28 protein-coding genes are annotated in these 22,573 nt (G+C 41.3%); 24 read left to right on the forward strand and 4 right to left on the reverse strand.

Annotated features, from left to right (window positions below; genetic code table 11):
• Positions 1-2 precede the first annotated feature (2 nt).
• From BLQ13_RS07065 to BLQ13_RS07105, 11 genes are all read left to right on the forward strand, one after another.
• Positions 3-1,457, forward strand: a complete 1,455-nt coding sequence (locus BLQ13_RS07065) for a DUF2207 family protein (protein ID WP_090917534.1) — start codon at positions 3-5, stop codon at positions 1,455-1,457.
• A 207-nt stretch (positions 1,458-1,664) separates the two neighbouring features.
• Positions 1,665-2,894, forward strand: coding sequence for a WXG100 family type VII secretion target (locus BLQ13_RS07070; RefSeq protein WP_090917536.1), 1,230 nt, complete (start codon positions 1,665-1,667; stop codon positions 2,892-2,894).
• An 18-nt stretch (positions 2,895-2,912) separates the two neighbouring features.
• On the forward strand, positions 2,913-3,152 hold the full coding sequence (locus BLQ13_RS07075) for a hypothetical protein (RefSeq protein ID WP_090917538.1): 240 nt from the start codon (positions 2,913-2,915) through the stop codon (positions 3,150-3,152).
• Positions 3,153-3,301: 149 nt separating this feature from the next.
• The gene (locus BLQ13_RS28235; protein ID WP_139168860.1) at positions 3,302-3,601 is read left to right on the forward strand and encodes a hypothetical protein; all 300 of its coding nucleotides are present in this window, start codon (positions 3,302-3,304) and stop codon (positions 3,599-3,601) included.
• Positions 3,580-4,050: a hypothetical protein gene (locus BLQ13_RS07080; protein ID WP_090917540.1), complete on the forward strand. Its 471-nt coding sequence runs from the start codon at positions 3,580-3,582 to the stop codon at positions 4,048-4,050. Before BLQ13_RS28235 ends, BLQ13_RS07080 begins: the two co-directional genes overlap by 22 nt.
• Positions 4,051-4,210: 160 nt before the next feature.
• A complete protein-coding gene (locus BLQ13_RS28440; RefSeq protein ID WP_167375663.1) occupies positions 4,211-4,363 on the forward strand; it encodes a hypothetical protein in 153 nt (50 codons plus the stop codon).
• Between the two features lie 115 nt (positions 4,364-4,478).
• On the forward strand, positions 4,479-4,874 hold the full coding sequence (locus tag BLQ13_RS07085) for a hypothetical protein (RefSeq protein WP_090917542.1): 396 nt from the start codon (positions 4,479-4,481) through the stop codon (positions 4,872-4,874).
• A 21-nt stretch (positions 4,875-4,895) separates the two neighbouring features.
• Entirely contained in the window at positions 4,896-5,369 is a 474-nt protein-coding gene (locus BLQ13_RS07090; RefSeq protein WP_090917544.1) for a hypothetical protein, read from the forward strand.
• A gap of 98 nt (positions 5,370-5,467) precedes the next feature.
• Positions 5,468-6,130 carry a hypothetical protein gene (locus BLQ13_RS07095; protein ID WP_090917546.1) on the forward strand — a complete coding sequence of 221 codons (663 nt, stop codon included), beginning with the start codon at positions 5,468-5,470 and terminating at the stop codon, positions 6,128-6,130.
• A 420-nt stretch (positions 6,131-6,550) separates the two neighbouring features.
• A complete protein-coding gene (locus BLQ13_RS07100) occupies positions 6,551-7,351 on the forward strand; it encodes a DUF4183 domain-containing protein (protein WP_090917899.1) in 801 nt (266 codons plus the stop codon).
• An 82-nt stretch (positions 7,352-7,433) separates the two neighbouring features.
• The gene (locus tag BLQ13_RS07105; RefSeq protein WP_090917548.1) at positions 7,434-7,718 is read left to right on the forward strand and encodes a DUF4183 domain-containing protein; all 285 of its coding nucleotides are present in this window, start codon (positions 7,434-7,436) and stop codon (positions 7,716-7,718) included.
• 143 nt (positions 7,719-7,861) lie between these two features.
• Here the strand turns inward: BLQ13_RS07105 and BLQ13_RS07110 are convergent, their stop codons facing one another.
• Positions 7,862-8,326: a DUF4179 domain-containing protein gene (locus BLQ13_RS07110; protein ID WP_090917550.1), complete on the reverse strand. Its 465-nt coding sequence runs from the start codon at positions 8,324-8,326 to the stop codon at positions 7,862-7,864.
• A gap of 383 nt (positions 8,327-8,709) precedes the next feature.
• Between BLQ13_RS07110 and BLQ13_RS07115 the strand changes: the two genes are divergently transcribed.
• The 4 genes from BLQ13_RS07115 (at position 8,710) to BLQ13_RS07130 (ending at position 13,601) form a co-directional block, all read left to right on the forward strand.
• A complete protein-coding gene (locus BLQ13_RS07115) occupies positions 8,710-11,847 on the forward strand; it encodes a DEAD/DEAH box helicase (RefSeq protein WP_090917552.1) in 3,138 nt (1,045 codons plus the stop codon).
• Positions 11,848-11,958: 111 nt separating this feature from the next.
• Positions 11,959-12,279, forward strand: coding sequence for a hypothetical protein (locus BLQ13_RS07120; RefSeq protein ID WP_090917554.1), 321 nt, complete (start codon positions 11,959-11,961; stop codon positions 12,277-12,279).
• Between the two features lie 370 nt (positions 12,280-12,649).
• Entirely contained in the window at positions 12,650-12,853 is a 204-nt protein-coding gene (locus BLQ13_RS07125; protein ID WP_090917556.1) for a hypothetical protein, read from the forward strand.
• A gap of 13 nt (positions 12,854-12,866) precedes the next feature.
• Entirely contained in the window at positions 12,867-13,601 is a 735-nt protein-coding gene (locus BLQ13_RS07130; RefSeq protein ID WP_090917558.1) for a restriction endonuclease, read from the forward strand.
• A 57-nt stretch (positions 13,602-13,658) separates the two neighbouring features.
• Here BLQ13_RS07130 and BLQ13_RS07135 read toward each other — a convergent pair whose 3' ends face one another.
• On the reverse strand, positions 13,659-14,018 hold the full coding sequence (locus tag BLQ13_RS07135) for a helix-turn-helix domain-containing protein (RefSeq protein ID WP_090917560.1): 360 nt from the start codon (positions 14,016-14,018) through the stop codon (positions 13,659-13,661).
• A 144-nt stretch (positions 14,019-14,162) separates the two neighbouring features.
• Between BLQ13_RS07135 and BLQ13_RS07140 the strand changes: the two genes are divergently transcribed.
• The 7 genes from BLQ13_RS07140 to BLQ13_RS28445 all read left to right on the forward strand — a co-directional run bounded on the left by BLQ13_RS07140 (position 14,163) and on the right by BLQ13_RS28445 (position 18,106).
• On the forward strand, positions 14,163-14,681 hold the full coding sequence (locus BLQ13_RS07140; protein ID WP_090917562.1) for a hypothetical protein: 519 nt from the start codon (positions 14,163-14,165) through the stop codon (positions 14,679-14,681).
• A 175-nt stretch (positions 14,682-14,856) separates the two neighbouring features.
• The gene (locus BLQ13_RS07145) at positions 14,857-15,981 is read left to right on the forward strand and encodes a WXG100 family type VII secretion target (RefSeq protein ID WP_090917564.1); all 1,125 of its coding nucleotides are present in this window, start codon (positions 14,857-14,859) and stop codon (positions 15,979-15,981) included.
• Between the two features lie 11 nt (positions 15,982-15,992).
• On the forward strand, positions 15,993-16,322 hold the full coding sequence (locus BLQ13_RS07150; RefSeq protein ID WP_090917566.1) for a hypothetical protein: 330 nt from the start codon (positions 15,993-15,995) through the stop codon (positions 16,320-16,322).
• 90 nt (positions 16,323-16,412) lie between these two features.
• Positions 16,413-16,790: a hypothetical protein gene (locus BLQ13_RS07155; RefSeq protein WP_090917568.1), complete on the forward strand. Its 378-nt coding sequence runs from the start codon at positions 16,413-16,415 to the stop codon at positions 16,788-16,790.
• A 76-nt stretch (positions 16,791-16,866) separates the two neighbouring features.
• Positions 16,867-17,352 (forward strand): hypothetical protein, encoded by a 486-nt coding sequence (locus BLQ13_RS07160; protein WP_090917570.1) that lies wholly within the window; start codon positions 16,867-16,869, stop codon positions 17,350-17,352.
• 116 nt (positions 17,353-17,468) lie between these two features.
• Positions 17,469-17,897, forward strand: a complete 429-nt coding sequence (locus tag BLQ13_RS07165) for a hypothetical protein (protein WP_090917572.1) — start codon at positions 17,469-17,471, stop codon at positions 17,895-17,897.
• A 32-nt stretch (positions 17,898-17,929) separates the two neighbouring features.
• Entirely contained in the window at positions 17,930-18,106 is a 177-nt protein-coding gene (locus BLQ13_RS28445) for a hypothetical protein (protein ID WP_167375664.1), read from the forward strand.
• A 193-nt stretch (positions 18,107-18,299) separates the two neighbouring features.
• Here the strand turns inward: BLQ13_RS28445 and BLQ13_RS07170 are convergent, their stop codons facing one another.
• Positions 18,300-18,743 (reverse strand): hypothetical protein, encoded by a 444-nt coding sequence (locus BLQ13_RS07170; protein WP_090917574.1) that lies wholly within the window; start codon positions 18,741-18,743, stop codon positions 18,300-18,302.
• Between the two features lie 266 nt (positions 18,744-19,009).
• On the opposite strand from BLQ13_RS07170, the gene BLQ13_RS07175 reads away from it, so the two are divergent.
• Complete coding sequence (locus BLQ13_RS07175; RefSeq protein WP_090917576.1) at positions 19,010-20,932, forward strand: 3'-5' exonuclease; 1,923 nt, start codon at positions 19,010-19,012, stop codon at positions 20,930-20,932.
• 148 nt (positions 20,933-21,080) lie between these two features.
• Here BLQ13_RS07175 and BLQ13_RS07180 read toward each other — a convergent pair whose 3' ends face one another.
• Positions 21,081-21,488: a hypothetical protein gene (locus tag BLQ13_RS07180; RefSeq protein WP_090917578.1), complete on the reverse strand. Its 408-nt coding sequence runs from the start codon at positions 21,486-21,488 to the stop codon at positions 21,081-21,083.
• Between the two features lie 454 nt (positions 21,489-21,942).
• Here BLQ13_RS07180 and BLQ13_RS07185 point away from each other — a divergent pair, with 454 nt between their 5' ends.
• Entirely contained in the window at positions 21,943-22,431 is a 489-nt protein-coding gene (locus BLQ13_RS07185; protein ID WP_090917580.1) for a copper amine oxidase N-terminal domain-containing protein, read from the forward strand.
• Positions 22,432-22,573: the final 142 nt, after the last annotated feature.

The raw sequence follows: 22,573 nt of genomic DNA on the forward strand, positions 1-22,573 counted from the left end.
ACATGAGAGATGTACTAACAGATTGGCAAGCTTCATCTCAGTTCTATCATTCGGTTCTTGTCCAGAGACAGCTGGCCCCGATCTTGAAGGAGGCATGGTTGAAGCAGCTTATGGAAGGGATCATGTGGGTGCTTCTGGGTATCATTGTCGTTCAATTGCTGATCCGGGTGAGGGCTCGCTTGAGCAAGGGACCTTTCACAGACGAAGAAGTGGAGCAAGCAGACCCACTGTTTCTCGCCTATTTGCGGAGTAAGGGCAGGCTGAAGTTGAAGGACACGCAGGCGACCATGTTCCAGTTAATTCGTAAAGGCATATTGTCGATGCGAGTTGTGAAAACGAAAGGACGATATCGGAATGACCCGGGGGAAAGCAATCCTCAACTTACACCTAAAACAACATTGGAGTACAGTGTGGAATCCTCGGTTACTAGCAGTTCGCCGGATGAACAGGGTCTATTACAATGGCTATTCTCTACCTATGGTTTCGGTAAACAACGGCTGAGGCTCGATGCTTTGGCTGGGCCAAGCGAAGCGGAAAGTAAGCGGAGAGAAGCCATGAAATACTACCGGCTTAAAGAAAAGGCGCTGAGCGAAGGCGTTCAGTCGTGGAAGGAACAAGTCGTAGAGACGAGAGACTGGGGACAGCTGATTCGAACACCGTTGCTTTTGCGATTGCTTGTCTATGTCATGTTTCCTATTCTGATGCTCCTTACAGGTATCGTGTGTTTTGTAGATCGTGTGTCTGTGCCGGGCGTGATAGGTCTGGCAGCTACAGTGGTGATCTGGTTCTTGGTCATTCGGAAAATTCATGTGCGTTTGCTCTATCAAGCGGCTTGTGTAGGATTAATAATCAGCCTCACCGTGGCGATCAACGGCAATTCAGCGTTTACTTCATCGCTATACAGTATTATATTTCTGTCTATTTTTGTTCGTCTGTTCTTGCCTGCTAGAGAAGTGGCTCCATCTGCGAGAGATTGGGAGGCCTCTATGCGTCACTGGCGTAAACGATACAGAAAGGGCATTCCAGTCGAGCGCCTGAGTGAGTCGCCAGAAGTGTTGGAACAGATCATTCAGACCGCTCTGGTGCTGGGCATTGGATCACGATGCTTACGTAAAACGGATTGGTCTGTGTTACAGCAACACCATGATCCAGAGCTCAGACGCCTTGCGGATCGTGAACCTGCATCAGATAACAGTGTACCTGGATCAACAACATTAAAACATACACCTCTATTGGTGCTAGCTTTGCATCTGCGAGGCATATTCAGGCCGATGTTTGCGGCAGAGTTTCCATTTGATCGCACCAATTATGTCTTCGCCACGATATTCCCTGATTCGGGTGGAAGCAGCGGTCACACTTCGGTCAATACGGATAGCTACAGCGGGGACGGTCATCATCACGGATCAGACAGCGGGGATTCCGGCGGGGGTGGGGACTCGGGCGGTGGTGGAGATTGATTATCATGGATTGAAATGATGCCTCCGCTGAACGCCTGTTCTTCATATGGGAGCCTAATAATACATCAAATTAGATAGGGTATGCGTACATGTGCAAGCTTGGCTGACTAGAGTAGTTACCTAATTACCGAATTGCTGAGGGAGAAAATGATCCTTCTGTTCATTCCAAAGACAATTTCCATTTGTTAAAATTTAGGTATAACGACTATGATCAGGTTTGGTGGTGAAAACGGCATGTTGCGGATTCAGGTACACCCCGATGAATTGGATGCCAAGGCACGTTATGTTCAGCAATGTAAATTGGATTTGGACCGAATGGTTCGTGAACTGGATAAATCTCTGAATATGCTACAATCCGAATGGTCGGGGGTTACACAAGAAAAGTTCTTCTGGGATTTTATGGAGGTCAAGCATGTTTTCCCGTCAACACTCGGTATGCTGGATAATATTCAGAAGGAGTTTACCTTCATTGCAAATAATTTCAGGACGACAGACAGCACAGGTGAGGTGGCTCTGTACATCCCCAATGAGTTGAAACCAAGTTTTTTCACTGGAGCAGTGGACAAAGCCATTGGTGACACCGTTACAGGTCTGGGCGAGACAGCCGAAGCACTCATCTATAATCCGTTAAGCACATTAGGCAGTATGGCTTATGCGATGACTATAGGTAAGGTAGTTGACGCTGGACGTGGACTCGCCTTTGCTTGGGATGCGGCCTGGGGCAACGGAACAGCAAGGTCTGACATCGAGCAGTTTGTCGATGAGAAGAAAAAACAACTCGATGAGGACGAGTCAGGTTATGTTAAAGGTGCGATGGTTGGCCAAGCCCTCTCTTATTTTATCTTCGGCAGAGCCTTACACCCGAAGGAACGTCATGAATCGGGTGGAGGAGGGGGAGGTAAGAAGGAGACTGAGCAGGGGAATGTGAAAGAGGGAAATGCAGGCACTGTTCAGAAACAAAAGGAAATAATTAAATCTTTTAAACATTTGAGTGATTTTGAAAAAAATACTCTAATGCAAAGAGCACGTGATGGAGTTATTAATCCTGAAAAATGGACAGGAACTATATCAGGAGTGAAAGAGTTTAAGAACGTTGATGAATTTAAAATAGCTGATAAATGGCTCCGAGAGGGGAAGAATGTAGAAAAGTTAGCTGATGTTAAGGGGAAGGATGGGAACTTAGTTCCAGGTGCTGATTTTAATGTAGATGAAGTAATTATTGAAGCGAAAACAGCTAAAAGTAAAAATATAAATACCACTTCTAAAAAAGCCATTGAGGCAATCAATAGACAGGGAGAAAATGTTGTAATAGATGGTAGAGAAGTTGGGTACACAGTTGAAGATGCAAAACGGATTATAGAAATAATCAATAGAAAGACGGGAGGAAAAGGAAATACAGAGATTTGGATAAATGACGGATCTGTTATTAAAAATTAATAAAAGGGGATGGAATAAATGGCGTCTTTTCAATGCAAATGTGGATATGTACTTTCGAACAGCCAAGCACCAGACGATGTAACTATATGGGCTTATACCGATCGTGAGTGGGATGAAATCACAAGTGATATTACAGATATTATAGATTTACCTAACCCAAGAAACAGTGTATGGCGTTGTCCTAATTGTGAAACTATCTATGTGTTTGATGAACAAAACAAATTAAAGAAAAGATATATACTTGATCCAGAATTATAACCATTTTGTCTCCATAACACCCATTCTAACTGACCTGTTTGAATACGATATTGAATTGTTAGATAGATGAGGTACACGGTTGGAACGGACAATTCGAGAGGTAAGGGTTTTGTATGTGAATAGATTGGGCAATTTTAGAGGTGAGAAACATGTACCTAGATGATACGGTATGTAGAATAAACGAAATTAATTGGAGAAAAGTTGGTACTATTGTGTCTAATGAAGATGCAGATTTAGGGTATGAATTTCTAAGAAGGATGGCTTTATTTTATAAAAATGGGAGTATTAGACCCCAACCACCGATGTTTACTAATGTAGCCAAATTACTTGATGATACTGAGAATGAATTTCCTACGTTTTCAACGACTGAACCTTTTAATAATCAGTGGACAACTTCTGCTACATATAAAAGTAGGGGAGCAAGTCTATGGAGTATTCACTTAAACTAAACAGAAGACAGGATGCCTTATGGATAAAGAATCTATTAATAAGTAAAAATCTTAAGGTGAGTTATAAAAAAAATGAAAACAATGATGAATTTGATCTGGGCAACGGTTTGAAAATAAATATATATGATAATCATTTTCCGCCAAATCATCCAGCCGCTTCTTATGAAACGATGTTCCAAGAAGAGGATTTTATATATGAACAGACTATATCTTACGAATTAAAAAACAATCAACATTATGAAATCTGTTATAAAATGATGTACGAAAACTCATTTGCAATTCTAGAATCGCTCCATGTAAATGGAATATTCCATCACACATCCGGAGAGGAAATATTTTTTTATGCAGAAGGAACATATACGTTCAACATAACTTATCTCGAATTACTTCGGACTAATTATGAAGAGCTTCTTGAGCATATTGAATATGAGAATTTCATGGGAAGCTAACATTAGATTTAAAAGCAATTCTGTCATGTAAACGTAAGAGAGACTTCTTATGTTCAATGTCTGTAGACTGACGGTTTCAATGTGTACTGGAAGAAAAGAGGAATCCCATTGGCGACGGACTGTTTTTTAAGTGTCCGGTTAAAGAAAGGAATTAAGATTGATGAAACGATTAGCAGATATGGCTTCTCTCCATAACGATAATGAATGCTTCTACAGAATTGACGGAATTCTGAGAATTAATAACGAAGAGGGATTTTGGAATCGGGAAGAGTACAGAACGTTGATTCAAAATCGAAACTATCAGGAGATGTAGAGAATTTCAAGGAGGTTTAAAGGCGATCAGTTCAGTAATAATTCTAAAAAAAGTATCAAATTATTCTCCAGAGCAGACTCTTGAGAAATTCAAGAAGGCAGCGCGGAGAGCGAATATGTACTATTTTCACATTACAGTTGAACTTGATACAGATCGGAACTTTCAATCTGCAGAAGGCACCTTATCTGAAGTAGATGAAGAGACTCTATTAAGTTCTGAAAATGAAGATACAATTAGGTACTTTACGTTTAACGTAAACAAAGTTGTTGAAAATTCATATGATAGTTTCACGTGGCTCACCCAATCAACGGATTATTTTTGGGCGATGGATATTGTAAATATCAATCATGAGTATGAATTTATTTACAAGTTCGTAGTGGAGTATTTTAAAAATAATCCAGAAGATTACTTGTGGTTTGATGATGCTGAGTGGTACTACACGGCTGATGATATCTTTAGACTAAGTCAACGACCTTATAACCCTAAGTGGTGTAGTGAAAAAGTTATCTGAATTAAGAGGGATGGAGAATAAATGAGTATTTCATCTTTTATCGTATTTGAATGTAAAAACAGCCCTTCGGCATGCAATCTATTGAATAGTATTAGAACCCTATGTACAAAAGTAAACATGTTCTTTGACAGTGACGACGAAAAATATGACATTGAAGGAGAACTAAAATACACTCGGATATACATTAGTGATAAGCCGTTTAAGGAAGATTACGTAAGAACGATCAGCTTTAGTGTGCATGATGAACCATATGATTTTCAGATCGTTACTTTTGATTGGGACAACATGAAAAATGAGTATTTTAAAGCGATAGTTTCTGACGATTTCGATGGTAACGAGGATTTATTATTTCAATTCCTATTTGCTCTCTTACACGAGTATTCTGATGCAAAAGTATGGATGGAGGAAGATTGGTTCTACACTTTTCCGGATCTTGAAAGGATAAAGGATTCATATAATAACAGTTGGTGTTACATTGATCCGATAAACATTTAGATGAAATCTACAACTAAAACGATGAGAGACTTAAGGCACTTCTACCACATAAACGTAGAGGTGCTTCTTACTATAAAATCCAAGGAGAATATCTCGCCATGATCCTTAAAAAACGGATTTTCAAGATCGGTTGCTGCCTTGCGTTTGTGATCTTGCTTGTTCTAACTTACAGTTTCTATAGAGAAAAAAGAATGTATGAACAATACCTGACCTCGAATATCCGTCAAGATATGGTTGACATGAAAAGTGCGATCATCACGAATGATCGTATTTTTAACCGCATACTGGAGGATGGCAAAATCATAAACCAGATGGTTGAGGACGGAGAGCAGGCAAGGCAAGTCTATTACGGTCTAATAGATATAATGCAGATCATCGATAAATATAACTTCATGAATCTCACTTTAAGTCAGGAAGCCAATTGGCTGGTTAAACCTGCGCCGTTATTTATCAATCATATAGAAGTAGGAGACATATGGCCGCAGGCACTTCGCCGGATGCAGATGACATTCGAAAGGCTGGATATCAGCAATTATCTTGTATCCGCTGAATTAAAAGCCAGAATACAGCAGTACCAAGAGTTAAATCAGCGGTGGTTGAATATCGTCGGAGATTTTGAAACGACAGTGATCGAAGAGAAGGACTGGCCTCAAATCTTAAATGATTTGGAGCAAGAGACACGATCTTATTTTAAGGAGAAAAATGTTGATTTCGTGGAAGATGACGTTTGGAGAGATGCGTTGAATCCCAGGTACGATTAAGAAAATAATGGTGGAACAGGTAAGAGGAAGGACTACAGCAGAAGCTGTAGTTCTTTTTATTGGGCGGTTGTAATAGTTATTCGCACACTCTCCGTATGTGCAGAAGACATAGTATAGGGCATATATACTGTGTTTACTGGCCTAAGGAGTGTGGCGACTTTGAAGTATACGAACAAGGTGAAAACGATTCTTCACTCATTAAGAAAGAGACATTCTTCAGCTAAACGCTGTAACAAGATTCCGAGAAAACGTAAGAAACGGTATGCGATACGTAAAGCTGTGGGAAGAACAAAATGTGCTTGTAAGCAACGTGTGAGACAAAAGAAAGTATCCCGCAGATACAGAAATATTGCATTCTCTGGCAGAGGCAATGTTCCTCTCGCCTGTCCTGAGCCCACTTTGGATGCTACCCACACTAAAATGGAGGAAATAAAAACTGTCAGTCTTCCTGACACGCAAGGACTGATCGCACAACAAGGTTCCCAAGGCTTGGCAGGCCCTCGGGGTGAGCAGGGTGAGCCAGGCAGTTCAGGAGTACAAGGTGTCGCTGGTCCTCGCGGCGAACGCGGTGAACCGGGAAGCACGGGAGCCCAAGGCCTGATTGGCCCTCAAGGTGTCTCAGGTGAGCAAGGCCCCTCTGGAGTGCAGGGACCTGCTGGTCTTCGCGGTGAACAAGGCGAACCGGGAAGTCCGGGAGCCCAAGGTCCGGTTGGCCCACAGGGTGTAGCTGGGGAGCAGGGACCACCCGGAGTGCAGGGACCTGCTGGTCCTCGCGGTGAACAAGGCGAACCGGGAAGTTCAGGAGCCCAAGGTCCGGTTGGTCCTCAAGGTGTAGCAGGTGAGCAGGGGCCACCCGGAGTGCAGGGACCAACAGGGCCTCAGGGTGAGCAAGGCCCCCCGGGCAGTATCCCCGGAATTCAGATCATTCCTACATCCGACCGCTACTTTTATTTCCCTGACACTGATTTGGATTTATCGAACTCGGTTACAGTTGCTGCTGGTGAATTTGTTAATGATGAGGGAGGAAGTATATCTCAATTTGCAGGAATCGGCATGACGAGTTACTACAATCTGTATATTAATGGGATTGTACAACCTGGCAATTCGTATGTGTTAACTGCAGATGATTTATTTATTCCGTCTCAAAGCGGTGTTCTGTTTGCTGAAACACCAGTCATTATCGAGATTGTTCAATTAACAGCGGTAATCCTAAACAATTGAAAATGGTTATATCATCTCATCCCTATGCCTTCACTACTCTCAAATCTACTACATATACTATGTCAGGTAGGAGGTGAGAAACATGCCACTAGTTACACCATTTCAGAACAGTTTAAGATTCGCCGCAACTATAGGGGATGGAACAGGAACCGGAGCAACATTTGCAATCGCTGCGACAGCTTTTACGAACGATGCAGGTACAGCCGCAACAGCTTTTCCAGGCACGTTCAATTACTACAATCTCTACGTTAATGGCCTTATGCAAACAGCTGACACATCCTCAGTTACCACCACTACACTTACCATCCCCGGTGGAGATGCATTAAATGATGGTACTCCAATTGTCGTACAATTTGTAGTGTCATAAGGATTGCTTGAAGTGATTTAACAAAGCATTGTACGGCTTCTATCTGTGATAGGAGCCGTTTTTCTTATTATAACGATCAGAATAAAGAGGTGTAAGAATCCCGTAGATGCGTGAGAAGTTGAAGGATGAATCCGGATCATGAATTAACTCTTTTCTTTCTCTAGTACAAGTTCGAACGGGATAGTAATGTTATGTTGTTCGGCCGAGTTTGGACGTGCTTTAATCTCAAAAGTAAGATTCAATGTTTCTGGTAGATCACGGACTTGATCCGTTCTTGTTGTAATGTAATAATGTTTGTCTCCGAGTTTTAGAATGTCTCCACTTACAGTTTCAGCGAAAGGTTCACCTTCATTATAGAAGGCATATCCCAAATCGTTCTCGGATTGTCCGCCTCCCTTTATCTCATATCCAATCTGCAACTCGCTATTGTTATACGTTGCATTGAGTAACGTGACCGTGATGCCATTTACGGTTTTGGTTTGAGTGGAGATATTAGGTTCAGGCAGCGCTGATTCTTCTGATGATCCGGTGAAAAAGTAAAAGACAGCGGGAAGAACGAATAGAAGGATACCAAGGACCAGAGTAATGACTATGCTCTTTTTATTCATAAAAGTGTCGTGCTCCTTCCGTAATAAAGGACATATAGAGTCTGTGCACTCTTTATTTCTAACTATGCTTAGGTATAACTTGTGGATTCATAAATTTGATATAACAGTTGTTCATTGTATATACAAATTAAGGATATGTATAATGTGGAATATAGGCGTATTTTGACATATCATCTTGTGCATCTTAATCGTTGTACTGTATCCATACCCTATCTTAAACTTGCTTCCATATGCTCCCTTATATTGATAGATATTATTAAAATCATAAACTATAATGAAAAGTTCTCTTCATTTGTCGATAATAGTATAGAAGACTCTAAAAATATTACATATAGAACACAACTACATATCCACAACCATTCTAACCCTCGCGAGGTACATTCATGAGACAAGGCATATATGAACAGCTTATCAACACCATCACCAGGCAGGAGATTTCGGCGCTCGACCCGGATGTGTATCACATTGGGACCGAGAAGTTGGATGCGGAGGAAGCGCGTAAACTACTATCAACGTATTTGGCAGCGGTGACACGGCGAGCGCTTAAGATTGTACGGGAACAGACGGAAGACAAGTTGGCTGTATTAGAGCAGATTCGAACCTGTAATGAGATTATTGCGACCCTGAAAGACACGTTGGGGGAAGAGGAGTATAACGACTTGCAACTGGATGAGCAGGGGGAGGTGCTGACCCATGTGTATTCCAAGCTGAACAGCATTCGTGCCATTCGAGATACCAAAATCATTCGCCCGGATACGCCGATTGCCCAAAGCTCGTTATTCACAGGTGCCAAGTCTGAACCAAGTATGCTGCTGGAATTGCAAAAAGAGATCGTGACCGCCGACCGGATCGATTGGCTGGTGTCTTTTATCAAATTCAGCGGGCTTCGCCTGCTGCTGGAACAGCTTCAGCAATTCACATCGGGTGGGGGCAAACTGCGGATCATCACGACCACCTATATGGAGGCAACCGACCTCAAGGCGATTACCGAACTTAGCAAATTACCAAACACCGAGATCCAGATTTCGTACGATACCAAAGTCACGCGGCTGCATGCCAAAACGTACATTTTCCACCGCGATACGGGATTCACCACCGCTTACGTCGGCTCTTCGAACCTGTCCAACCCCGCCTTGACCAGTGGCATGGAGTGGAATCTCAAGGTGACCGAGAAGGATTCCCTGGATGTGCTGCGTAAGATCGAAGCGACCTTCGAGAGTTACTGGAATGATCGCGAATTTACGAGATACATACCTGAGGATCAGGAGCATGAGGCACAACTGAGAGCAGCTCTGAACCGCAAAAAAGACCAAACCGGACAATTCCACCTCGACATCCAGCCCTACGATTATCAAAAGGAAGTGCTGGAACAGCTGAGCGCCGAGCGCACGTTGTATGGACGAAACCGTAACCTGATCGTCGCCGCCACAGGCGTTGGCAAAACGGTCATCTCTGCCTTTGATTACAAGCGATTCCGCGCAAGCCGCGCGGGAGCCAAGCTTCTTTTTGTCGCCCATCGGGAGGAGATTTTGAAGCAAAGCCGGGACACGTTCCGGTATATCCTGAAGGACATGAACTTTGGCGAGTTACACGTCGGGAGTCACCGCGCAGAGGCGCTGGAGCATCTGTTTGTCAGCATACAGAGTCTGAACTCCATGAAGTTAACGGACATAACCAGCCCAGACTATTACGACTATATCATTGTGGATGAATTCCACCACGCTGCTGCACCTTCCTACCAGAAACTGTTGTCTCACTACGAGCCACAAATTCTGCTTGGACTTACAGCAACGCCTGAACGTATGGATGGCAAAGATATTACAGCCTACTTCGATCATACGATTGCCGCCGAGATCCGTCTGAGGGATGCCATCGACCGCAAGCTGCTTAGCCCGTTTCAATATTTCGGTGTCACGGATACCGTTGATCTGTCTCAGGTGAAATGGTCACGTAAAGGCTACGATCTGAACGAACTGGAGAAGCTCTACACCCATAACAAAATCCGTGCCAATCAGATCATGCAAAGTCTGAACCGATACGTCACCGACCTGGATGATGTTAAAGGATTAGGATTTTGTGTAGGGGTGGATCATGCGCTGTATATGGCTAAAGTTTTCAACGAAGCTGGTATTCCATCTATAGCTTTGCATGGCGGTTCAAGTGAACAGGAGCGTCATTCTGCAAAAGGAAAACTGGTGAACGGAGAACTGCGCCTGATTTTTGTTGTCGATCTGTACAATGAGGGTGTGGATATCCCTGAGGTGAATACGATTTTGTTCCTGCGTCCGACCGAAAGTTTAACCGTATTCCTGCAACAACTCGGTCGCGGGCTACGGATGGCAGAAGGCAAAGAGTGCCTGACCGTGCTCGACTTCATCGGGCAAGCGCATCAGGAGTACAGATACCAGGATAAATTCCGCGCCCTGATCGGCGCGACCAAACATTCCATCTCGTATTATGTCGAGAAGGGCTTTTCGAACCTGCCTCGTGGCACGTTTATTCAGTTGGAAAAACAGGCCAAGGATTACGTTATGCGTAATCTGAAGCAGATGAGCCGTAATCGCAGAGCACTGATCCAGAAACTGCAAACGTTCCAGCAGGACACTGGACTGCCGCTGACGCTGGCTCATTTTGTAGAGCATCACGGAATGACACTATATGAATTGTATGGTGGACGTACAGGTAAAAGATATTTCCGCGGTCTGTTGGCCGAAGCAGGGCTAACCGAGCCAGTAGAGGATGAGCAGGAGGAATATATCCGTAGATTGCCGTCGGTGCTGACGATTAATTCCCGAAGCTGGTTGAAGTTCCTGATCGACTATATTGAAAAAGGTAAAGAACCCACAAACGACGATGAGCAGCGGATGTTCATCATGTTCTATTACACCTTCCATCGGGCTGTGCCTGAGAAACTAGGACTGAGTAGCATCGAAGAGGGCGTGCAGCGTGTGCTGTCTTGTGAAGCATTCCGAGCAGAGCTTGTGGATATTTTCCAATACAATCTGGCTCATCTGCGATTTGTGGATAAAAGCAATTCGTTCCCGTACACTTGTCCACTGGATATCCACTGTATGTACTCCATGGATCAAGTGCTTGCCGCCTTCGGTTATTGGAATGCTGAGCAATCGCCCGCCTTCCGTGAAGGGGTGAAGTATTTTGCCGATGAACAGACGGATATTTTCTTTATTACACTGAACAAATCGGATAAGGACTTCTCGCCCTCTACGCTGTATGAGGATTATGCGATCAACGAGCGCTTGTTCCACTGGCAGACTCAGAGCAGGGTGTCGGAGCATACGGCTACGGCGCAGCGTTATATTCATCACCGGGAGACGGGGAATCGTATCGCACTGTTCGTGCGGGAGTATAAGGAGGAGCATGGTTATACGTCTCCATTTGTCTTTCTGGGCGAAGCGGATTACGTGAGCCATGAAGGGAACAAACCAATGAGCTTTGTGTGGCGGTTACGGGAAGAGATGCCTGCGAAGATGGTGGCGGTGGCGAATAAGTGTATTGTTTGAGTAGTATGGAATGGTAAGCCTACTGCAAAAGTAGGTTTACCATTTATAATTACAAATGACTAATCTTAATGGTAATATGTAAAAATGAGGATGAGAGAGGAGAGAACGGTCATGAGAGATGTAGAAGAGTATAGATCCAGTAATAAACGAGGAAGTTATAAGTTTTGGATCATAATTGGATTCGTGTTAGTTTTACTTGCTATAACGAACCCTAGTAAGGATGAATTCGTAAAATGGGTTGTAAACTCTACAATAGAAGAGTCAGATAATGGATGGGTCAATGCAGGAATTAATCTGCTTGGAAATCCCTTAATTAATGGAGTTACGACTCAACAAGATCTAATATTTTTTTCTGTGTTTAAGATGGAGCTGGGATCAGAAACAACTTCCGTATTGGGCTTTGGAAGACGATTTTTTATTAGATTTCCTTAACTGAGTTGAATTACGGTTTTACAGCCAAAAGAATAGAAAATTTCTATGATGAGAACTTTACTAATTATCACGTTGATAACTGTAATTACAGATTGTGAGTCTATTAACGGATGTGGACAAGAAATAGAATATCGTAACAAATGAGTCCAATACATATACGAGTGTTAGACATGAAAAAAGCGATGTGGGATGGATCGCATATCATAACAGCAAATTCGGATTCAGTATTAGTTAACCTGGTGATTGGACAGCAGGAGAGGAATCAGATAATGGAGACGGAAATCAGTTATATGTAAAAAACCTGGATGTTGATATTCATGCATATGGAAGCCAAGTTTTTGAAGGTATAGGAAATACAATTTCAGAATCAATGAAATATCAAAGTTTAAAACTTGATAACGGAATAAAGGCAGATATGTGGGCTGGTTATGAGGATGGTATGGTTGTGCTTGAAGTATCTTGGATGTTTGATGATGAAATAGAGCACCATCATTACGTTAAAGTGTCTAAAGACTTTTTTGATCGAAATGAAAAAACAATAGTACGTATCGCTAAAAGTATAAAAGCTGTCTAAGGAGATTGAGTAAATGAATGATTTTATATGGATTGTCATAGGGGCTGTCATTTTATCAGTTATTGCTGGAATAGTACAACCTTCTAAAAAGAAAAAACGCAGAAACTCTAACACGCGAAAGAAAAAAGCTATCAAAAAGCCAACAAATAATAGCTTTAATCGCTCCTCCTCGACATGCAGAACTGACGAAGTAATTCTAACTTTACCATTAGATAAAATGACGGGAGCAGAGTTCGAGCGACTACTGACACTGTATTTTAGGGACAATGGATATACAGTAAAAGAAGTTGGTGTTGGAGGTAGAGATGGTGGAGTAGATTTGGTTATCATCGATAAGCGTGGCGAAAAAACAGCGGTACAGGCAAAATGTTATGCAGATCATAACAAGGTTCAAGTGATGACTGTACGGGAACTAGTAGGTGCGAAAAGAAATCATAATTGTATCCTCTCTTTAATCGTAACCACTTCTGATCTTACTGGTCCAGCAAGAAAAGAAGCTGATCAGTTTAAAGTAGATTATTGGCATGGTGGTTTAGTGGACAGCAAGCTACGCAGTTGGGGAAAGTGGGTGCCATCTAATAAAAAAATAAGAACGGCTACCACTAAGAAAGAGCAACCTATATCTAAAGCAGTATCTAATGTTAGATGTAGTTGCGGTGCTACAATGGTAAAGCGTAAAAGTAAAGCTGGATCGGAATTTTGGGGTTGTAGCAGTTACCCTAGTTGTAGAAAAACGAAAGCTATCTGAGTAAGTCAAATGATGGGGAATCTAAGGCAAAGCAACCAGTTATACAGTTGCTTTGCCTTATTTTTGATTTGTTCTGTAATTCTTTAATATCTCTTTTAGAATGTTCCTAGATAATTGAATATTTTCTAAAGATGAATCTCTCAACATGTCCACTATTTCTTGAATCAAAATATCCGTCTCGGTTAATTCAATTTCATCATTCACATAAGCAAAAAGCTGAGATACATTGACCTCCAGTGCCTCTGCTATCTTACCAAGATTAATCAAAGCAACATTCTTTTCTCCACGTTCAACTTGTCCAATGTATGTAAAATGAAATCCACCTTTTTCTCCAAGTGCCTCCTGAGATAATCCCTTCTCTTTTCTTAAAACTTTAATTCGTGCACCGACTAATTTTAAAATCTTTCTATCATCCACAATACATACCCCCTCTATGTAAAAGTGTAGACAAGATTCTGGGGGCTAAACACGATCTTATAAATCGTAAAATTAAAACAAATTATATCTTTAGGTATTTATTTTGTTGTATAATATTGGTATTAACTCATTGGAGGGACGACAATGGCAAGAATTTGGCCCATTACCGGAGCGCATTGTAATCACCAAGTAGATTTCACTCCAGCTTTTCAAGAGTGTTATGACTCTATACAATCTGAGTTCAGACGTAATCCAGATGACTATAGACTGCGTAATACAATTTTGTACTATCACCAGCATTCGATATATCACATCAAACTTGCCAACATCATGAATAGTCACAATCAGTTCCAAGCTTGTCTGATCCTCTGCGATTGGGCGCTAGCTTCCATGATCAAGGCATTATATATCCAAAAGTATCAGGTAGTACATCCACCGAAGGAGCTTACCATGAATGAGATTTTGTTTTTAATGCATAAGGATACTGAGCCCGGACTGGATATTGCTATGTTCATCGGTACGATTCAACATATGTCTTCCATAGAAGAGTTTAACCAGGATCGGAATCTAAAACCAAACAACATCGAGAAGCTGATTCGACGAACAGAAGAAATACTAGAGGAGTTAGAGAATCGACTTAAGAATGATATAGAATTGAAATAAACTATTGATTTAATTGTGTTATGTAAAGTGGTCGCTTTTGAAAAATAGGACTCCAAGAGTATAGATACTTAAAGGAAACTTTTTATAATAAGGGAAAAACAGGATATTGGACGGATGTATGTATCTTTTACTTCTGCTAACATAGTTGAATCTTATTTATTTCGGAGAGAGACGTATGAGTATAATTAAAGTAACACCAGAGCAACTACTACATTTATCTAAACAGATTGAGCAGGGAAGACGGCAGCTGGAATCAATACGAAGTGACCTGAACGCACGGATCGGTTTCATCGAGTCACAGTGGGCGGGAGCCACACAGGAACGGTTTTTCTTCGATTTTCAGCAATCTCGTCCTGTACTGGATCGTGCACTAGAAAGTATGGTAAAGTCCTCTCAGGATCTCAGGGCCATTGCTAAGAGGTTTCAACAAGCGGATCAGGAACAGGTTAGCGTGGGGGCAGTTGCTGGTTTGATGGCATTTCAGCAAATGGAGTCTAATTTAAACCACAATTCGGATAAATCAGAGTACACGATGGTATATAATACGCAATTCCGTAAAATGATGCCAACGGATAAAGACGGTAATGTAACACCAGAGACACTTCGTGCGTATCAGAGAGATACCGGGTCACTGGACATGAAATCTGCACCTGATGTTGAGCCTGAGGGTGAGGATATCATGCAGTATCAGGTCAATGAATTGAAGAACGGGGTATACCCATTCTCAGGAGAACCCGTTTCCGAGAGTAGAGCCAGACTGCTTATAACCAGTTTGCAAGCCAGTAATATGTTGATGGCTTTTACGGGAATGTATAGAAGGGGCTACAAAGTTCCGAGTAGTGGATTGAGGTTTTCAAAAACTAACCCTGAAACATTTGAGGTTGCTAGATCACTAGAGAAATCCGTTGAGCTTCAGAGGCTGAAAGATAGTTTGCGTTATCGAATACTTGGTTATAATCATGAGCAAAAAAAGTTTAGTTATAACGAAACATTAGGTATCTCAAGGTCAGAGAAGGCGCTAAATAAAAAGTTCCAACCTTCCGATACGGAAGGCGTAGACTTCAAAGACCCTGGAGGATTGGGGAATATATCATTAAAAGGTCCTTTTCTTAATGCCAGACAAGAACCGTTAAATGTAGACCAACAAAATGCTGTGATTGAGAATTTAAAGAAGCATATCAAACATAATACAGCAGTAGATGTTCATATTGTCGATACTTTAGGATTAAACAAAGAAGTAGTAAATGGTTTAAAGGAAGGACTAAAGGATTCTAAAATTAAACTTATTTTTCTAGAGTAGGGGAGATTCTTTTGGCACAAAGTGCAATTCGCTATGCTCAGCGTACACGTTATATACATGATGCTCAATTAGGTGCAGTGCTTCAGTGTATTTTTAAAGTAATGGATCAGAATTCAACTAAACTGTATACCGAAAATGAGTGGTTACTGCTTGCAGTAGAGGAATGGTGGAGTGATTTTGAAGATATGCCACCAGGATTGAAGGATATTGAATTAGATAAGTGGTTGACAACTTTAAGTCGTAAAGAAGTCTTTGAAGACTTGTTAGAAGAGGCTCTTAAACAATGTGATGAACCGTTAAAAGTTGAAATGTTTAAATGGATAGAGACATTGAGAGATTGAGCTGACTACACGAAATTTCACCTCAATCTCCGCAAACTTAACCTGAGTGGTTTGGACGAGTGATCTTTACTGCCCAAAGGAGTTTTGGACATGGGAAAGTATGTATCTGTTAGAGGTTGGTTAGAGTGTGATGAGAATACAGTTAGCGAAGTGAAAAAGATAAGAGATGACTTCACAGCGAGTTCTAATGAAGGTTTACTAGATGAAGATAAATTGGCACTGTACCAGTTGGGCTGGACATTCCCGGAGAAGCAAATTAATTGGACAGCTTATGTATTTTATGGGGCAGATATTAGAGAGTATCATCTTGATTTTATGAAAAAGCAGCTTTTTGAGATGGCTAACATTCAGGACATAACAGGATATTTTTTGATAGATGATCATGATGGAGATTATCATTGGTGCTGGCAGATATATGAGAATAAGATTGTTGAAAGTGAACAGCAGAATATCGTATTCAACAAATAAAGATGATTATAATAAGATGCCCATTTCACTTTTAATAGAGGAGTAATGGACTTTTTTTTTTGGAGGTACTGAAATAATGGCATCGGCTTTTGTATTGGTAGAAGAGAACAGCAATATATCCATAGATCGTTTGGTGGAAGATATACGACAAGTCTGTCTGGAATCAAACCTGCACTTCATTGACGGAATTCAAGATGTAGATTCAGAACAGAACATGAAACATTGTGCCTTAGGCATTTCACTTTCAAACCAAGAAGAGTCAGACCGTGGCAAGGTAAATAAAACGATTAGAGTCGACGTGTACGATGAACCTGCTCTACATCAATACAGAGAATTGGAATGGAGAGAGGATGGGCAGGTATACTTTAACACACTTATTATTGATGAGGTTTATCAAAATGAAGAGGTCACGCTGACCTTTCTGTATCATTTTCTTACGAGATACCCACAGATGATAGTTTGGATAGAGAAAGATTGGGTGTATACATTGTCTGATCTCGATAAAGCTTTGAAAACTTCTAATCTGTCTGATTGGTGTTATGTGAACCCGAACTCCTTATAGGAACAGAATTTGGAGGTTCTTATTCTAAGTTTTTAACTATCCTACGACTATACTTCTGGCATAATGATAATTTTGCGGATTATGATATAACATTATTTTGTAGTGGGAGGATTTTTATGAGAAGGACTTTTGTATTCATTCTGACTTCTATGTTGTTACTTGTGGCATGCTCAAACTCAGGGCATAATGAACTTCAAAGTTGGGCATTTGATGTCGTAACTTGGGAGAATGGGGTTTACAAGGTGACAACTGACATTATTCCTACAACTGATGTGGAAATCGAAATTGGAACAATTAAAAAACACTCTACAAAAGAGAGTGATAAATTACCTAATCTGTTCTCCAACAAGTATAAAAAAGGGACAAAACTATTTAAAGTAAAAAATGTAGAGACAAATGATTATATTGCAGTAGAAGATAATGAGATTTACTATAGAGCAGTAAAGATGGATGGAATGAATACAGCGGTCAATCTTCAGCATAATAAGAAGCATGAGCAGTTCCAAGCCACTGACAAGCTTTTGAATTTTTCTATACGTACCTGACGGCAAAGGAGTATCGGAAACGAAAGGACCTCTTGGACGAGGGTAAGGCTTCACTCGTGGAATGGAATGAAGTAACTGCAAAACGATTTGAGAAGCTAATCATTGACATGCCCATGTCCAAGTGGAGCGGAGTAAAGGGAAGTATGACGCGGTTCGAAAATGGCGTATTCTCGCTGAATGTGGAAGTACAGGATCGGAGGAACGGGTAGTGTTATATCGCTGGACACGGGAAATATGTCTGTATCGGTTGCATGCCTATTTTGAGCGAGGATAGTTTCTCTTCACTTCTAAATCATAGTATGGCTCTATCTTCGGATGGGATTGAATATCTCCAATAGAACTAGTATAGAGCATTCAAATGAAAACCAGACCACACACCCTTTAGAGTATGTAGTCTGGTTTCTATTTTTCATATCTTGTTCTCCATAACCGATAAATATAAACGGCAATGAGTATAAACGTAGGTATGATTACGGGTTGAATTAAGTTGCCAATAGGCATGGAACTCATAAGCGAAATGACGTAACTAGCTACTGCAAATCCAACAAACAGTGCTAGACTCCCAATAAAAAATTGATTGACAGGTTTCTTCTGATACCGATACATTACAACAATCATTGCAAGCACAACTATAATGAGGAACACCGACTCTGATAGGGTTGTCCATCTTCCAAGCTGGCTAATGGAGTCAACATCATTTTGTGTAATGTTAGTCTCAGAAAGCCACTGTTGAGCATGGCTTAATCTGGTATTCTCTAAAATCACATAAATGCTGTAACTGATAAGTAATAGAACCGTGTATATAAGTAAAAAGAGTGAGGGGAGCCTTTCATTTTTGGTTTGCATGTAGTGTCACCTCTTTTTTTCATAGTGCTTCTATCTGTCTAAGGCTGTGATCTGATGGATAGATTGGTAAACCTTAACATAAATATAGTTATTAAGAAACCTAATAAGCGATTATGAGATACATTACTACAAAAGATTCAGGAAAAAAGAATGAATTTAATCTGTACATTTGCACAACTGCGAATTTTAAATGTGGAAAATTGTGGTGGACTAGTAGATAATGAAATTATAGCAAGTTTAGATCATTAGAATTAGGAGCGATTGGCATGGCGAATACAGTACCAGAAGTAATTCCGAAGAAGGCGACAGCAGGAGAACGACTATTATTTGAGACGTTAAAGAAACATCTGCCTGAAGAATATATCATTTATTATGAACCTGAAATTCGCGGGAGAAGACCGGATTTTGTCATTATCGGACCTGATTTAGGATTGCTGGTACTGGAAGTGAAGGATTATACCAAAGGCACGTTGCATCAAGTGAATCGGGATGAATGGACGCTTCGTAATACAGCAGGTGAGTTGGTCACTGCCCGAAGCCCTTTGAAGCAAGCGAGGGATTATGCTTTTTCGATTACAGACCAGTTGAAGAAGGATAAGAATCTGATCAAAGAGGGAACACCAGGATATTTAAAATTCAATTACGGCTACGGTGTGGTATTCAGTCGTTTGAAGCAGCAAGATTTTCTACACATGGACCTATACAGTGTAATCGATCCCTTGTTTGTACTGACTAGAGAAGAAATGGACCCAGATGATGAAGATTTCTCGGCAGAGATATTGATTGAGAAATTACTACATATGTTCACGGTTCCTACTCGGAATCGTTATAGCTTGACACATGAAGATATACAGGCGATCCGCTACCATCTGTTTCCTGAAGTGCGAATCAGTGCGGAGCGCAAAGAAGTTGTGCCTCATCAGGATCAGCTCCTGTTATCCTTGCATAATATTAAGACGATGGACCTACATCAGGAGAAGATGTCGAAGCAGGTTGGGGATAAGCATCGTTTGATTCGCGGTGTTGCCGGTAGTGGTAAAACGCTCGTTCTTGTCAGTCGTGCAAGCATGCTCGCTAAGGAGCATCCAGACTGGAATATCCTTGTACTTTGCTATGGTTCAACCTTGTCACAGTATCTAAAACAGGCCATTGTACAGAAGTTGGCGGAGCCTGAGGATTTATTTGATTTTGCTGCGCAGACTACGTCTTCCGAGCTCCAATCTAATATTCAGGTGAAAACGTTCCACTCGTGGCTTGGACAGCAGTTTCGAATCATAGACAGGAAACTGCCCGATTTGCTGGAAAAGGTGGAACAGGGGCAACAAGAATTACCGAAGTATGATGCCATTCTGATTGATGAGGGACAGGACTTTGATGCAGATTGGCTGAGGCTGGTGAGCTTATGCCTCAATGATGAGACGCAGTCGCTGTTACTCGTAGAGGACCGGGCACAAACCATCTTCAAACGTAAAAACAGCCTGGCACAGGATACCGGATTAGACTTCCGTGGCCGTTCCAAGATTTTAACGATTAATTACCGGAATACGGCACAGATTGTGCAGTTTGCCTGGGATTTCTATAAAGATCAGTCCAAGTTACAGCAGAAAGTTATTAGTAACGGGGCTGATGCGATTGAGATTATTCCTCCTCAGTTCACGAAACGCAGAGGTCCTGAACCTCTGATCTATCGAAGTAAGAGTACAAAACTTGAAATGGAGTTTGTTTCCAAATCCATAGACTATTTACGTCGTGAAAAATCATTTGCTCTGAAGGATATTGCCATTTTGTACAGGGTACAGGAATCCAATCAAGTAAATATTATTGAAGAATTGGGAAAAACTCTGGACGATAACAGTCTGACGTATAATTGGGTAACGCGGGATGATCAGTCCAAGAAGAATTTTAATCGCGAAGAGGACAGTATCAAAGTATTAACGATTGACAGTGCAAAGGGACTGGATTTCAGAGCCGTGTTTATCATCTCGATTGAGACAATGCCTCGCAAAGCGGGGAAAAAAGATGAAGTCGATGAACGTGAAGTGTCTCGTTTCTATATCGGAATGACACGAGCGTTGGAATGGTTATTTCTAAGCTACTCTGGAGAATCCCGATTCACCCAATATCTTGATGAGGTTCAACAGCAGAGAGCGAATAATTTTACATCTGGTTCTGCATCCCTTGTGAAATAGGTGGTAAAGCTAAAATAAACAAAGAAAAGCTTATCATTACTTCATCTTATTGAAGCGGATAAGCTTTTCTTGCGATATGGATCTTGAATCTGATGAGTAGTCCAGTATCCTGGCTGTTCTGGATGCTTAGTGAAGAGCAATTTTAGAATCAAGAAGATATGCTATCCCATACATTCGATGAATTGGATAGCTGTTTAACCGCATCATTAATCTGGCGTTCGAACATTATTCGATCCGGATCATCTGTAGCCTTGTCCATCATATTCTTCACACTATAGCCTGTGATCCCATCCACCGTTATGGTCCCGTGCTTCTCAATAAACGCAAATGGTACGTAAACGGCTTCGCCATTACTTTTAATGAACCAGGCATTCGCTGTTTCATCATACTCCTGGAAATTCACCAAATATCCTTGCACATGATCCCAATCCTTTGCTTGTTCACCACTTTTCATATCAATCAAAAATTTCTCCAAATAGTTGATGGCAGCAGTGACCATCTTATCTTTATATGGTGAATCGCTAAAATTAGATTGACGCGGATCTTGGATATCCATTTGAGTGTAATCTACAACAGAATGTTGATCTATGGTTGTGCAGGAAACTAGCTGAGTACTAACAAGTAAAAATAGCATAAAAAGGACATGCTTCAATGAGATCACCTTCCAATAGATTTGATAAACACAGGTAACGCAGACACATACCTTTATTGTTACAAGGCGTTAGATAGACTACGTTTAGTTTCAATGATCAATTCATAGAGTTATTTGATAATTTCAGTATTGCAGTATTACATTTGGAATTCGAAATAATTGCTCAAAATCTTTTGGTGGGGAATAATACAAGTTAATCTAGGAAATCCCTATAGTAATCATTCTACTATAATTATTCGTTTATAGAGTGAATACATAAATCAGCAAAACAATATTTTTTCTATGAAACTAAACCCGTTGCGATCACGTTTATCCCAATAGAGAGATTACCAATTGAAGATGGAGGGATGACATTGCTATGAAAAAATGGATACTGTTTGCTACCGCACTATGCGTTGTCACCGTAGCCGGTGCGCTATATGCTTCAGCCACCAAAGTCAGTGCAGCCGCGTCCGAACCAGCCTACACTTTAACCGTGAACGGCAAAGCGATTCAGACAAGTAAGCCCGAACTGATGCCTTTCGAGCATAAAGGAACCGTCTTGGTGCCTTTGCGTGCTACGGCAGAGTCTTTGGGATATGAGGTAAGCTGGATCGCAGCGGATAAAGCTATTCGTGTGGAAGACCGTATCCAATCCGTTATCGTGAAGGATGGCAGTACGCTGGCTAAGTTTATGGGAAAACTGAAAGTCATCAATCTGACTCAAGATGTGGAGTTGCCTGTACCCGTTCTATCTAAGAAAGGCGTAACATATGTGCCTGCTTCATTCTTCGAACCTTTTTTCAACGAGGTGGTTGTAAAAGAGGGGAACGTATCCATCTCGGCGCAAATGTCGAGCATTCAATAAGATGAAGCGAATGACAATCGATGTGTTTAGCTACGGTACGGGTTGATGTATGCAACCTGAACTGTGCATTGAAACCCGATCAATCCGAAGTCAAACCTTTGAAGACTTTCCTCCCTGATGGAGCAGGAGTCTTGAAGGTTTT

Origin of the sequence: Paenibacillus polysaccharolyticus (genome assembly GCF_900102085.1) — a bacterium.
In the GTDB taxonomy this organism is placed as follows: domain Bacteria; phylum Bacillota; class Bacilli; order Paenibacillales; family Paenibacillaceae; genus Paenibacillus; species Paenibacillus polysaccharolyticus.